This is a genomic window from Pseudooctadecabacter sp. (assembly GCF_020627745.1).
Classification (GTDB): domain Bacteria; phylum Pseudomonadota; class Alphaproteobacteria; order Rhodobacterales; family Rhodobacteraceae; genus Octadecabacter.
On the sequence record NZ_JAHDGE010000047.1, the window covers coordinates 6775 to 18355 of the forward strand.

14 protein-coding genes are annotated in these 11581 nt (G+C 61.6%); 7 read left to right on the forward strand and 7 right to left on the reverse strand.

Going from position 1 to position 11581, the window contains the following annotated elements; translation table 11 throughout:
- Positions 1-5: 5 nt before the first annotated feature.
- Together QZ653_RS13655 and QZ653_RS13660 are read right to left on the reverse strand one after the other, a co-directional pair.
- Positions 6-881 (reverse strand): DUF58 domain-containing protein, encoded by an 876-nt coding sequence (locus tag QZ653_RS13655; protein ID WP_296420834.1) that lies wholly within the window; start codon positions 879-881, stop codon positions 6-8.
- The gene (locus QZ653_RS13660; RefSeq protein WP_296420836.1) at positions 878-1885 is read right to left on the reverse strand and encodes an AAA family ATPase; all 1008 of its coding nucleotides are present in this window, start codon (positions 1883-1885) and stop codon (positions 878-880) included. Before QZ653_RS13660 ends, QZ653_RS13655 begins: the two co-directional genes overlap by 4 nt.
- 66 nt (positions 1886-1951) lie before the next feature.
- Between QZ653_RS13660 and QZ653_RS13665 the strand changes: the two genes are divergently transcribed.
- From QZ653_RS13665 to QZ653_RS13680, 4 genes are all read left to right on the forward strand, one after another.
- Positions 1952-2533 carry a DUF1285 domain-containing protein gene (locus tag QZ653_RS13665; RefSeq protein ID WP_296420837.1) on the forward strand — a complete coding sequence of 194 codons (582 nt, stop codon included), beginning with the start codon at positions 1952-1954 and terminating at the stop codon, positions 2531-2533.
- The gene (locus QZ653_RS13670; RefSeq protein ID WP_296420838.1) at positions 2534-3292 is read left to right on the forward strand and encodes a hydroxypyruvate isomerase family protein; all 759 of its coding nucleotides are present in this window, start codon (positions 2534-2536) and stop codon (positions 3290-3292) included.
- Positions 3293-3378: 86 nt separating this feature from the next.
- On the forward strand, positions 3379-3753 hold the full coding sequence (locus QZ653_RS13675; protein WP_296420840.1) for a VOC family protein: 375 nt from the start codon (positions 3379-3381) through the stop codon (positions 3751-3753).
- A 13-nt stretch (positions 3754-3766) separates the two neighbouring features.
- Entirely contained in the window at positions 3767-4453 is a 687-nt protein-coding gene (locus tag QZ653_RS13680) for a helix-turn-helix transcriptional regulator (RefSeq protein ID WP_296420842.1), read from the forward strand.
- Positions 4454-4595: 142 nt separating this feature from the next.
- Here QZ653_RS13680 and QZ653_RS13685 read toward each other — a convergent pair whose 3' ends face one another.
- From QZ653_RS13685 to QZ653_RS13695, 3 genes are all read right to left on the reverse strand, one after another.
- Entirely contained in the window at positions 4596-6548 is a 1953-nt protein-coding gene (locus QZ653_RS13685; protein WP_296420844.1) for a vWA domain-containing protein, read from the reverse strand.
- On the reverse strand, positions 6545-7081 hold the full coding sequence (locus QZ653_RS13690) for an RNA polymerase sigma factor (RefSeq protein ID WP_296420845.1): 537 nt from the start codon (positions 7079-7081) through the stop codon (positions 6545-6547). Before QZ653_RS13690 ends, QZ653_RS13685 begins: the two co-directional genes overlap by 4 nt.
- Positions 7082-7167: 86 nt before the next feature.
- Positions 7168-7578 carry a CopD family protein gene (locus tag QZ653_RS13695; protein ID WP_296420846.1) on the reverse strand — a complete coding sequence of 137 codons (411 nt, stop codon included), beginning with the start codon at positions 7576-7578 and terminating at the stop codon, positions 7168-7170.
- Positions 7579-7720: 142 nt separating this feature from the next.
- On the opposite strand from QZ653_RS13695, the gene QZ653_RS13700 reads away from it, so the two are divergent.
- Positions 7721-8500 (forward strand): alpha/beta hydrolase, encoded by a 780-nt coding sequence (locus tag QZ653_RS13700; protein WP_296420848.1) that lies wholly within the window; start codon positions 7721-7723, stop codon positions 8498-8500.
- Here QZ653_RS13700 and QZ653_RS13705 read toward each other — a convergent pair.
- Together QZ653_RS13705 and QZ653_RS13710 are read right to left on the reverse strand one after the other, a co-directional pair.
- Positions 8493-8885: a hypothetical protein gene (locus QZ653_RS13705; RefSeq protein ID WP_296420850.1), complete on the reverse strand. Its 393-nt coding sequence runs from the start codon at positions 8883-8885 to the stop codon at positions 8493-8495. The genes QZ653_RS13700 and QZ653_RS13705 overlap by 8 nt on opposite strands.
- The gene (locus QZ653_RS13710; RefSeq protein ID WP_296420851.1) at positions 8882-9610 is read right to left on the reverse strand and encodes an SDR family oxidoreductase; all 729 of its coding nucleotides are present in this window, start codon (positions 9608-9610) and stop codon (positions 8882-8884) included. Before QZ653_RS13710 ends, QZ653_RS13705 begins: the two co-directional genes overlap by 4 nt.
- Positions 9611-9731: 121 nt before the next feature.
- On the opposite strand from QZ653_RS13710, the gene QZ653_RS13715 reads away from it, so the two are divergent.
- Both QZ653_RS13715 and QZ653_RS13720 read left to right on the forward strand, forming a co-directional pair.
- Positions 9732-10538: a L,D-transpeptidase gene (locus QZ653_RS13715; protein ID WP_296420853.1), complete on the forward strand. Its 807-nt coding sequence runs from the start codon at positions 9732-9734 to the stop codon at positions 10536-10538.
- A gap of 120 nt (positions 10539-10658) precedes the next feature.
- A partial coding sequence (locus QZ653_RS13720; protein WP_296420854.1) for a hypothetical protein occupies positions 10659-11581 on the forward strand: 923 nt, incomplete at its 3' end.

The window sequence follows — 11581 nt, forward strand, 5'->3', positions numbered from 1 at the left end:
GGCCATCAGATGCGACGCTCCAACGCGGTGTAGGTCCACAGCAGGGCCGACGCGGCGCTGGCGTCGGTGTGGTGAGTGTGAAACTGCCAGCCGCAGATGCGTGCCAGAGAGGCAAGGCGGTCCTTGCGTTCAGCGAGGCGATCCAGATAGCGGGTGCGCAAATCACCTGCTTTGAGGGTTTCGTGACGCAGGGTGCCGGACATGCTTTCGAAAATGGTGCGTCCGTCGAAGGGGAAGGCTTCTTCCGCGGGATCGAGGATCTGCACCAGCGCGCCGCGCACGTCGGCATCGGCGGCTTTGGCCATGGCGGCCTCGATCTGCGTCAGGTCGCCCATGAAGTCGGAGACGAACAAGGCGCGTGAGTGGGGCAGCATGCCACGGGCGTCGGGGGCTGCGAAATCGCTGTCGTGATCCTCGCTGAGCATTTGGGCCATTCGGGCGAGTTGTGTTTCGCCCCGGCGTGGCGGCAACAGATTGCCGGTCAGCCCCACCCGTTCGCCGCCGCGCAGCAGCAGAATTGCGGTGGCCAAGGCAAGCGTGCGGGCGCGGGTGGCTTTGGTCGTGCCGTCCTTGAGGGAGGTAAACGACATGGACGCGCCCTGATCGACCCACAGAAGGATCGACTGCGCAATCTGCCATTCCTTGTCCTGCACGAATTGCGCGTCAGACCTTGCGGACCGGCGCCAGTCGATGCTGCGCATTTCGTCGTGGTTTTGCGCGGGGCGGTATTGCCAGAAGGTGTCACCCAGCCCCGCCCGCCTGCGCCCGTGATCGCCCACCAGCACGGACGAGGCCAGATGCTCGGCCTCAGCCAGTAGCGGCGGGAAGGGGGCCGCGAGGGCCTCCGCGCCGGATCTGAGGGTGAGGGGGGCGTCGCTCATGCGGCAGCGGTGACTTGCGTGACGGAGGCTGCGACCTGATCAATGACGGCTGCGAGGTTTTCGCCGCGCGCGCGCGCTGCAAAGCTGAGCGCCATGCGGTGCGTCAGCACGGGGGCCGCCATGGCGCGGACGTCTTCGGCGGAGGGCACAAGGCGGCCGCGCAACAGGGCTTCGGCGCGCACGGTCAGCATCAGCGCCTGTGCGGCACGGGGGCCGGGGCCCCAGCTGACGTTCGATTGGACCACATCGGGGGCGCTGTCGTCGTCAGGGCGGCAGGCGCGCACCAGATCGAGGATCATTTCCACAATCGCGTCGCCCACGGGCATCCGCCGCAGCAGCGTTTGGGCGGCCAGCAATTCGTCAGCCGTAAAGACGGCCGTGGCCTCGTCTTCGGTCACGCCGGTTGTGGCGATCAGGATGTCGCGTTCGGTGTCGCGGTCGGGGTAGGGGACGTCGATCTGAACGAGGAACCGGTCCAACTGCGCCTCTGGCAGGGGGTAGGTGCCTTCCTGTTCGATGGGGTTTTGTGTGGCCAGCACGTGAAAGGGCGTGCCAAGCGGGCGGTGTTCACCGGCAATGGTGACTTCCTTTTCCTGCATGGCCTGCAGCAGCGCCGACTGGGTGCGGGGCGAGGCGCGGTTGATCTCATCCGCCATCAGCAACTGGCAGAACACCGGCCCTTCGATAAAGCGGAAGTCGCGGGTGCCGTCGGCGGCGGTTTCCAAAACCTCGGAGCCCAGAATGTCGGCGGGCATCAGATCGGGCGTGAACTGGATGCGGTTGCCGTGCAGGCCCATGACCGTTGACAGGGTGTCCACCAGACGGGTCTTGCCCAGTCCGGGCAGGCCGATCAGCAGGGCGTGTCCGCCACACAGCAGGGACGCCAGTGTCAGGTCAACAACGGTGTCCTGACCGATGAAGCGTTTGGCGATGGAGGCGCGGGCCTCGGCCAGTTTGCTGCCCATGGCTTCGATCTGCGTGACAAGCTCTGCGTCTGTGGCCATGGTCAACTTCTCCTTCAGGGTCATATAGTGACGTCAACAGTTGAACAGATATCGCGATGGACCCCAATGGCAAAAACAAAGCAAAGTGATGGGCCGGTGAGTGTATCGGCGGAAAGCCTCGCATCATCGGCACGGGCGGCGAAGGTTGCGCGCGGGTTGCCGCCCGTGGAGGCGTGGAACCCGCCGTTCTGTGGTGATCTGGATATGCGGATCGCGCGGGACGGGACGTGGTTTTATCTGGGCACCCCGATCGGGCGGCCTGAACTGGTGAAGCTGTTTTCGACCATCATCCGGCGCGACGGGGATGACTATTTTCTGGTCACGCCCGTGGAGAAGGTCGGGATCACGGTGGAGGACGCGCCATTTGTGGCGATTGATTTCGAGGTGGAGGGCGATGCCCTGCGGTTTGTCACAAACGTAGGCGATGAGGCCGTGGCAGGCCCCGATCATCCGATCCGGGTGGAGCGCGACCCCCAGACAGGCGAGCCGTCGCCTTATGTGTTGATCCGCCGAAATCTTGAGGCTTTGATTGACCGCAAGTCGTTCTACAGGTTGGTCGATAGGGGCGTGGTCGAGGGCGATATGTTTGGTCTGCGGTCGCAGGGTACGTTTTTCCCGATTTGTCCGGCGGCTGATCTGGAGGTTTAGATGCCGCGGTTTTGCGCAAACCTGTCCGTGTTGTTCACCGAGTATCCGGTGATGGAACGCCCCTTGGCCGCCGCGATGGCCGGATTTGAAGCTGTGGAGATTCTGTTTCCCTACGATGAAAATGCGGCTGGATTGGGCACGGCCCTCGCGCGGGCAAAGATGCCTCTGGCCCTGATCAACTGTCCGCCGCCCAACTATGCAGACCCCGACGGCCCGCGCGGGTTTGCCGCTGTTCCGGGAGAGGAGGCGCGCTTTCAGCAAGCGTTTCGGCGCACGGCGCGTTATGCCGGTGCCTTGGGTGCGCAGCATATTCACATCATGGCCGGTGTCGCCGATGGGGATGCGGCGAAGGCGGTCTTTATCGAAAACCTGAAATGGGCTGCGGGTTTTGCGCCCAAGCAAAGCCTGACGATCGAGCCGATCAACAGCCACGACATGCCGGGATATTTCCTGAACGATTTTGATTTGGCGGTTGAGGTTCTTGAGGCCGTTGGGGCCGCAAATCTGGGGCTGCAATTCGACGCCTATCATGCCGCCCGCATGGGGCTGGATGTGATGGCGACGTGGGAGGCCGTGAAACCCCATGTCGTGCATGTGCAGGTGGGCGGCGTGCCCGACCGCCATGAACCGGTGGGTGGTGATTTCGATTATCCGGCCTTTTTCGCAGCCCTTGATCGCGCCAAGTACAAAGGCTGGGTGAGTGGTGAATACCGCCCCAAGGGCAAAACCGAAGATGGACTTTCCTGGATTGAACCGTAGCTGCTGAAATGATGCTGACACAATGCTGTCAGCAGGGGTGTGTCAGAAAGAGTGCAAGGATCATTGCACATCAAAGGAGACACATCATGCAAGCTTACGTCGTATGGACCGAAATCCCAGTGACCAACCTGCGCGCCGCCGCTGACTTTTATGCAAAGGTGTTCGGCTGGACCATGGACATCGTGCAAATGGGGCCGAATGAGGTGGCGATGTTCAACGCGCTGACCGATGAAGATGACAACGCGGTCGCGGGTCATTTGTACCAAGGCACACCTGCCGCAGGCAGTGGCCCGACCATCCATATCGCGTTGCCGGGTACGGCTGAAGACGGGGCCAAGCGCTGCGTTGCGGCGGGCGGGCAGGTCATGGGACCGGTCATTGATATTCCGCAGGGGCGGTTCCAGTATGCCACCGACCCCGATGGCAATTCCATCGCCCTGTTTGAGACGAAGGATCACTGATGCGAGGTTTCACATGAGACGGGCCGACCGCCTGTTTCAGATCGTTCAATACATGCGCGGTGGCCGGTTGATGACCGCCGCGCAGTTGGCCGAACGGTTGGAGGTTACAAAGCGGACGGTGTACCGCGATGTGGCGGATTTGATCGGCTCCGGCGTGCCGATCGAGGGGGAGGCCGGGGTCGGCTATGTGATGCGGGCGGGTTACGATCTGCCGCCGCTGATGTTCAATTCGGATGAGATTGTGGCCCTTGTGGCTGGCGCGCGGATGATCCGTGCGTGGGGTGGGGCGCAGATGGCGCTGGCCGCCGAAGAAGCCCTGGTCAAGATCGAGGCGGTCCTGCCCGATGACGCCCGTGCCCGCGCCGGTGAGGTGCCGATCCATGCGTTTCAATCCGGAGGCATGACAAAGGGTGTCCGTCACATGATCGACCAGATCGAAGATGCGGTGGACCGGTCGGTGCGACTGGATCTGGAGTATGCCGACAAGGACGGCGTGCCGTCATCGCGTGCGATCCGGCCCTTGGGATTGTGGTTTTGGGGACAGACGTGGACAGTCGTTGGGTGGTGCGAATTGCGCAATGATTTTCGCATGTTCCGGCTGGACCGGATCAATGACATGGAAGAGATCGGGCCGTTCAAGCCGCAGAAAGGCCAGATGCTGCGCGATTTTTATGCACTGGGTTTTCCAAAATCGGACTGAGCCAGACGTGCGCTTCCGCGCGTTTTTGTTGATTGAAAGTGGCGCGGTGTCGACAGGCGGAGGGCGGTGTGACGGAGGCCCGTGTCGGAGCCTCCGGCGGGAGTATTTTGGGCAAAACGAAACCAATGCCGATTGGGATGACCTAGTTCGACAGTGACTGGGCGAGGCGCATCAGCTGCACCGCTTGGGTGCGATATCCGAAGGGATCATCGCCGCGGTTGGCGTTGGCCAGTGCGATGGCGTCGTCGAAGGTCCAGCCGTTCAGGTACGTCGGATCGCGCAAAAGTTGGCCGAAACCGGCGATGGCGGCGCTGAAGGCGGCTTCGGTTCCGGGTGTGCCTGCGGTCTGGAACGGGGTTTCGATGAGGGTGCTGGTCGCCTGCCCGGGCGCTTTGTAGCGCAGTCGCAGGAAGCCCAATTCGTCGCTGGTGGCGCTGGGCGTTTCGGTTTGATAGCGCAGCGGGTCGCTGAGTTGCGCGGGGGAGCCTGTTGGGGTGATCTCATAGAGGGCCGTCACGGTATGGCCCGCGCCCAGTTCACCGGCGTCAACTGCGTCGTTGTTGAAATCCTCGCGGTTCAGGGCACGTGTTTCGTAGCCGATCAGACGGTATTCCGCGACCGTCGCCGGATTGAATTCGACCTGTATTTTGACGTCATCGGCAATGGGAAAAAGCGCACCGGAGAGTTGATCGACAAGCGCTTTCTGGGCCTCGGCCAAGGTGTCGATATAGGCTGCGGTGCCGTTCCCGTTCTGGGCCAGCGATTGCAGCGTCGTATCCTGCAGATTGCCGCGCCCGAAGCCCAGAACGCTGAGGTAGGTGCCGCTGTCGCGTTTGTCCGCGACGAAGCGTTCCAACCCGCGTGGGTCGCTGAGGCCCACGTTGAAATCGCCATCGGTGGCGAGAATGACGCGGGAGACGTCGCCAACGTCGGTCATTTGATCCACCAGGGCATAGGCCTGTTCCAGCCCACCCTGTCCGTTGGTGGCCCCCCCTGCGGTGAGGGCATTCAGGGCGGCCTCGATTGTCGTGCGGTCACTGGCGGGCGTGGCGGGCAGGGCGATGGTGGAGGAGCCTGCATAGGTCACAATTGCGACGTCGTCCTGAGGGCGCAGTTCCGACAACATCAGGCGGAAGGATTGACGCAGGAGCGGCAGTTTGTTGGCAGCCTCCATCGAGCCGGAGGTGTCGATCAGGAAGACGAGGTTCAAGGGCGGGCGGTCGTCCGTGAGGGGCAGCGCGCCCTGTATGCCGATATGGACCAGCCGGGTGTCCGTGTTCCACGGGGTTTCAAAGACGCTGACTGTGGGTTCGAACGGATGCGGGCCGTCAGGGGCGGGATAGTCGTAGGGGAAGTAGTTGATCATCTCTTCGATCCTGACCGCGTTTGCAGGGGGCAGTTCGCCTGCCTGCAACGACTGGCGGACAAGGGCGTAGGCGGCGGTGTCCACGTCGATGGAAAAGGTCGAAACGGGGGCGTCGGCGGTGATCTTCAGCGGGTTGGGGGTGTCGTTGGCGAAGGTGTCCGACGTGGCAGCCGGAGCAGGTGCGACCGGATAGCTGTCGGTTGTGGGCGATACTGACCGAAGGGCTTGCGGGGACGCGGGGGAGGGAGCCCCGGCGGTGTCGACGTCCTGAAGGGTGACGCTGTTGTCTTGCCGGGTTTGTACCCGTTGAAGTGACGGCATGGCCTGATTGGCATCGGACACGGACACGCCCGTTTGGATGTCGGCGCTTTCGGTCAGGGCGTCGGTCAGTTCCGGCACGCTGGCTGCCGCAACGTCGGGATTGGGGGCCGTCCGTTGTGACAGGTTGGCGTTCATGAGGTTTTGGCCAATGGGGGTCGCGATGAACACGCCGCAGGCCACAAGGGCGGTGGTCGCTGTCAATCCGCCGCGGGAGGTGAGGGTCTCAAACATGGTTTTGGTCCTTGTCCAGAGGGTGGGTCTGGATATGGGACGGCTGGCTTGGGCAGTTTCTTGGAGGGCCGCGAAGTTTTTTTGTGCCAGTGCGAGGTTTTCTGCACGGCGCATCGCGTCGGGCGCGGGGGTGGCGTCGGCCAGCGCGGATTTGAGGTCGTCGAGTGGATCGGTCATGTCGCGTCCTCCTGTTCCATGAGGGTTTTGAGGTGTTTGCGGGCCTCGGACAGACGCCAGCTGACGGTGCCTTCGGAGATGCCGAGGATGTCGCCCGCCTGCGCGTGGGTCATGTCATCCAGGGTGAGGGCGAGCGTGTCGCGGAGGTCCGCGGGCAAGGCATTCATCGCGGTCATGAGCCAATCGGTGCGGTGCGCGTTTTCGGCGATGGTGGCCTGGCGGTTGATTTCCCAAGGGCCCCAGCCCTCGGCGGCGCGCCCGTGGGTGGATTGTTTGCGGCGGCGGTCATGTGCGGCGTTGACGGCCACACGGTAAAGCCACGTGGTGAATTTTGCGCGGGCGTCAAAGTGGCGGAGTTTTGCGGGCAGGGCTGCGCAGATGTCCTGAGTGAGGTCTTCGGCTTCGTGGTGTGATCCGGTCAGGCGAAAACACAGGCGAAACAGACGGTCGTACTGGCGCGCCAGCAGGCTGGCAAAGGCCTGCGCGTCACCGTTTTGGGCCGCGTGGGCCAGGTCTTCGTCTGTTACGTTCATGCGCATCACTAGGATATGACGGATGGGGGAGGTCAATCCTTGGCAAAACCGGCAGAAATTTTAGGGGCGATTGAGATTGCGGAAATTCAGAAGGGTTTGACCACGACCACCCACAGGATCGCGATGACGCCCACAACGCTGATTTCATTGAACATACGCAGGTAAAAATCGCTTTCGCGGAATTCGCCGCGTTTGGCGCGGATGACCATGCCGCCGGTCATCATGTAGTGGATCACCAGCAGGCCGACGAGGGCGAGTTTGACCCAGACCCATGTGTCGAAGGCCCATTGTGTGCCCAGCCATATCCCCGTGATCAGCGCAATCACCATCAGGCCTGCCGAAAACCGGTAAAGGCGGCGGGTCAGGTCACCCAAGGGGCCGAATTCACCGGTTTTGGCGAAGTCGCGTTTCCAGTAAATCAGGGCGCGCGGGACGGCGAAGATGGACGTCATCCATCCCATCACGCACAAGATATGTATGATCTTCACCCATTCCATGACGCGGTTGTGGCCTATCGCAGGGCGGGGCGCAAGGCGGCTGGCCGGCCCTCCGGGGGGAGTTTTTCGGGCCAGATGAAGCGGGAGGGCTTTCCTTACGGACCGGGCCGGTTAGGTCATTGGGGGATGATCGGAGAAAAGTATGGCACGGCTAGATGATGCATACGCCAATTCGGCGCATATTCCGGATGGTGAGCGGTTTTATGGTCGTTGGGAGGCGGCGGCGGCGAGGTTTCGGCGCAGCCATGCCTTGGGCGAGACGGATGTGGCCTACGGTGCGCTGCCGCGTCAGACCTATGATATCTTCTTCCCGGACAGGCTGTCGCTTGGGACAGTTGTCTTTTTGCATGGCGGATACTGGATGGCGGGATCACCGTCGATGTTTTCCCATCTGGCGGCAGGGATTTGTGCGGCTGGATATGCTTGTGCGATGCCGGGCTATACCCTGTCCCCCGAGGCCAGCATTTCCCAGATCGTACAGGAGGCGGCATTGAGTGTGGCGGCGATTGCCGCGCGGACGACAGGACCGATTTTTCTGGCCGGACATTCTGCAGGCGGTCACCTTGCGGCGCGGCTGGGGTGCGCGGATATGGAACAGGACTGGTCGACGCGTGTGGCACGGATCATGCCGATTTCGCCCTTGGGTGATCTTTCGCCGCTGATGGAGACGTCGATGAACGACACGCTGCGCCTGACCGCGCAGGAGGCGCAGGCGCAAAGTCCTGTCGGCCATCCTGCCCCGCGCGCGCCGGTCCATATCTGGGTCGGTGACGCCGAACGGCCGGTGTTCCTGGAGCAGGCCCGAGGTCTGCAGGCTGCGTGGGATTGTGATTTGACCGTTGAGGCGCGGCGTCACCATTTCGATGTGATCGAGGGGCTGGAACAGGCGCGGTCACCGATGCTGGATGCCTTGTTCAGCTGACGTCGCACAGGCCAAGATAATTGACGCGGTGTCCAGTGAGCGCTGACGCGTCATAACCGCGATCCGACACCATGATATATGTGTTGGCCGCAGACCGAGGCACCGGTGCCGAAAAGCGAAGCATCGGACGGGCGGCGGCGATCCTGTCGTGTCCGAAGATGATTTCGATATCGTCGGGGCCGATGACTGCGCCGCCCAGATCACCCGCAAGCGTCTGGTCGGCCAACCCCAAGGCGTAGTCGGTGGCCTCAACCTCGGACCCGAAATCGCCCGCGAACAGATGCAGACGTGCGGAGGACAACGGGGGCGGGGCAGGCGGCGGGCCTGCCGATTTGATCCGTCCCAAAAATGGAAAGAACAAGACCCGCAGGATATTGCCGATCATATGCAACGCCCGCCGTCGACTTCCATGGCGACGCCGGTGATCATGCTGGCCTCGTCCGAGCACAGGAATGCGGCTGCGGCACCCATATCCTCAGGCGTCGAAAACCGGCCCAAGGGGATGGTCGACAGGAATTTGGCGCGTATTTCGGGGGTATCCTCGCCCATGAACGATTTCAGAAGGGGGGTTTCGCCAGCCACGGGATTAAGCGCGTTCACGCGGATGCCGAAGGGGGCCAGTTCGACCGCCATGGCCTTGGTGGCGGTGATCATCCACCCTTTGGAGGCGTTGTACCAGTTGAGGTTGGGGCGGGGGCTGACACCGGCGGTGGAGGCGATATTCAGGATCGCACCCGAGCCGCGGTCTTTCATTTTGGGCACGAAGTGGCGGGCCATCAGAAAGACGGATTTTGCATTGACGCGAAGGACGCGGTCGAACTCGTCCTCCGACACGTCCTCCATCGGTTGGGGCAGATGCGTGATGCCCGCATTGTTCACAAGGATATCGGGATCGGGCAGTTTGCCGGCCATCCGCCGCACCGAAGTGTTGTCGGAGACATCCACCACCCACGGGTTGGCCCCGATGGATCGTGCCACGTCGCTGGCGGCATCGCCGTTGATGTCAGCCACCAGAACGCGTGCCCCTTCGGCCACGAATTTGGCTGCGATGCCCGCCCCGAAGCCGGAGCCGGCACCCGTGACGATCGCGGTTTTGCCTTGCAGTTTCATGTGATCACCATGGGCGGGGCGGGCACAAATTTCTAGAAATTTATTGCCTTGCCAGTTTTGGAACTGGTTTTTTCGCGCAAGCGCCTGTTAAGCTTGGCGAAACACATAAACGAGGGACAAGATGCAGCAGTTTTTGGATCGGGTTCGCGGCGTTTTGGCACTGGGCGCGCTGGCGCTGGTGTCTGCCTGCGCCCAGCAAGAGGATCTGATCGGTGGTGTGCCGGTGTCCGAGATTGTCGACGGCTACGGTGTGATCGACGACGGGGACTACGTTTTGCCGCCCATTCCGGCGCAATTTCTGAGCGATGTGAACCGCCGCGCCGTGGTGGAGTACAACGGCCCGGAGGCCCCCGGTACGATCGTCGTCGATCCCCATGCGAAGCTTTTGTATTTTGTGGAAGAGGACGGGTTGGCGCGGCGGTATGCAATCGCGGTTGGTGCGCAAGGGTTGCGCATGAGCCGCCCGTCTACCGTTCAGCTGAAGCGGGAGTGGCCCAGCTGGACCCCCACCGCCAACATGCTGCGCCGCGAGCCTGAGGTCTACGGGCCCTTTGCAGCAGGCATTGAAGGCGGTCTTGCGAACCCGCTGGGGTCGCGGGCCTTGTATCTGTTCCAGAACGGACGTGACACGCATTTCCGCATCCACGGCACCAATGACCTGCCGTCGATTGGGAATTCGGGCTCGGCTGGGTGCATCCGCATGTTCAACCATGACATCATCGACCTTTATGACCGCGTCCCCAATGGCACCCGTGTGGTGGTGCGCACCAAGGAGGCGTCGATCGAACTTGAGGGTGAGGAACTGGCCAATCGCGGGGTTTTCCTGCCACCCAATATCATCGACCCGGAGGTCATATACGGATCGGATGACAGCGACGGTGATGAGGCTGCGGATGGCGACGAGGATGGCGACGCCGAGGCGGCGTAACTCCCTTTTCATTTCGCCCTATTCGGGTCAAAATTGGCAAATAATTCTACCGGACGTGGTGTAAATCACGTTCGGAATACATATGTATACAATGAACATAAGGACAGAGGGGACATCGCCATGGCAGATTTTGACGCGCAAATTCGGGAATCGCAAACGCAGGTCGAGGAGGCGCAATCCAAGATATCCGAGCTGACAAGCCGTATTGAAACGGCGCGTCAGAAGATGGCGCAAGGGACTGATATTGCTGTCGATATCGAAAATGCCTCTCTCGAGGATGTTCATGCCCATACGGAATTGATGAACGCCAATATTGCGGAACTGATTATGGGGCTGGACGACGTCACAGCCGGGTTCCAGCAGGACTTTGATGAGATGCGGTCCAAGACCGGTTGGGAGAGTTTTGTCGGCTTCTTTTCCAAGGGCAAATCCGAAAGCATGCGTGAGGAACGGATGCGGTCGGCCTCTGTCGATGACAAGTTGCAGGATCTGATTTCAAAATCCGATGTGATCACCAAGCTGTTGGAAAACCAGCTGGCGACATTGGAGGAACAGAAGGTCAAGGTTGAGGGCAACCTGAGCGGTACATTGGAAGAACGTGAGGCCGTTGTGGGGGAATTGGAGGCCGTGCGCGCCGAAATCCTTGCCATGGATCCCAAGATTATCGAACTTGAAAACAAGATCAGCGTCGAACAGGACGCCGCCGCGCGCACAAAGCTGGAAACAGAACTGGCCGCGATGAACACCGCCTACAACGAGGCCGTTCAGCAAGAACAGGTGAAACTGGCGAAGTCGCAGACGCTGGAACGCTACATCGAGAAGGGCAAGACCTGGATCGACAGTTTGCAGAACCAGGCGGCGACGCAGATGGTGCTGATCAACAAGCTGCAGACGGATACCAAGCAGCGGGTTGTGCTTTATGATGCGCTGACGAAATCCCTGAAGACGGCGCAGCAGCAGGACGTGGCGCACCGCATCAATGAGATTGGTGTGAAGACGGACCAAGAGGCGCAGACGGCCATGGCCGCGATCGGCTCTGCCAC

Bases quoted from the DNA above. Each gene is read 5' to 3' on its own strand.
- QZ653_RS13690 (WP_296420845.1), bottom strand. From the start codon at position 7,081: ATGAACGTAACAGACGAAGACCTGGCCCACGCGGCCCAAAACGGTGAC.
- QZ653_RS13710 (WP_296420851.1), bottom strand. From the start codon at position 9,610: ATGAAACTGCAAGGCAAAACCGCGATCGTCACGGGTGCCGGCTCCGGC.
- QZ653_RS13695 (WP_296420846.1), bottom strand. From the start codon at position 7,578: ATGGAATGGGTGAAGATCATACATATCTTGTGCGTGATGGGATGGATG.
- QZ653_RS13705 (WP_296420850.1), bottom strand. From the start codon at position 8,885: ATGATCGGCAATATCCTGCGGGTCTTGTTCTTTCCATTTTTGGGACGG.
- QZ653_RS13680 (WP_296420842.1), top strand. From the start codon at position 3,767: ATGAGACGGGCCGACCGCCTGTTTCAGATCGTTCAATACATGCGCGGT.
- QZ653_RS13675 (WP_296420840.1), top strand. From the start codon at position 3,379: ATGCAAGCTTACGTCGTATGGACCGAAATCCCAGTGACCAACCTGCGC.
- QZ653_RS13670 (WP_296420838.1), top strand. From the start codon at position 2,534: ATGCCGCGGTTTTGCGCAAACCTGTCCGTGTTGTTCACCGAGTATCCG.
- QZ653_RS13655 (WP_296420834.1), bottom strand. From the start codon at position 881: ATGAGCGACGCCCCCCTCACCCTCAGATCCGGCGCGGAGGCCCTCGCG.
- QZ653_RS13715 (WP_296420853.1), top strand. From the start codon at position 9,732: ATGCAGCAGTTTTTGGATCGGGTTCGCGGCGTTTTGGCACTGGGCGCG.
- QZ653_RS13660 (WP_296420836.1), bottom strand. From the start codon at position 1,885: ATGGCCACAGACGCAGAGCTTGTCACGCAGATCGAAGCCATGGGCAGC.
- QZ653_RS13665 (WP_296420837.1), top strand. From the start codon at position 1,952: ATGGCAAAAACAAAGCAAAGTGATGGGCCGGTGAGTGTATCGGCGGAA.
- QZ653_RS13685 (WP_296420844.1), bottom strand. From the start codon at position 6,548: ATGACCGATCCACTCGACGACCTCAAATCCGCGCTGGCCGACGCCACC.
- QZ653_RS13700 (WP_296420848.1), top strand. From the start codon at position 7,721: ATGGCACGGCTAGATGATGCATACGCCAATTCGGCGCATATTCCGGAT.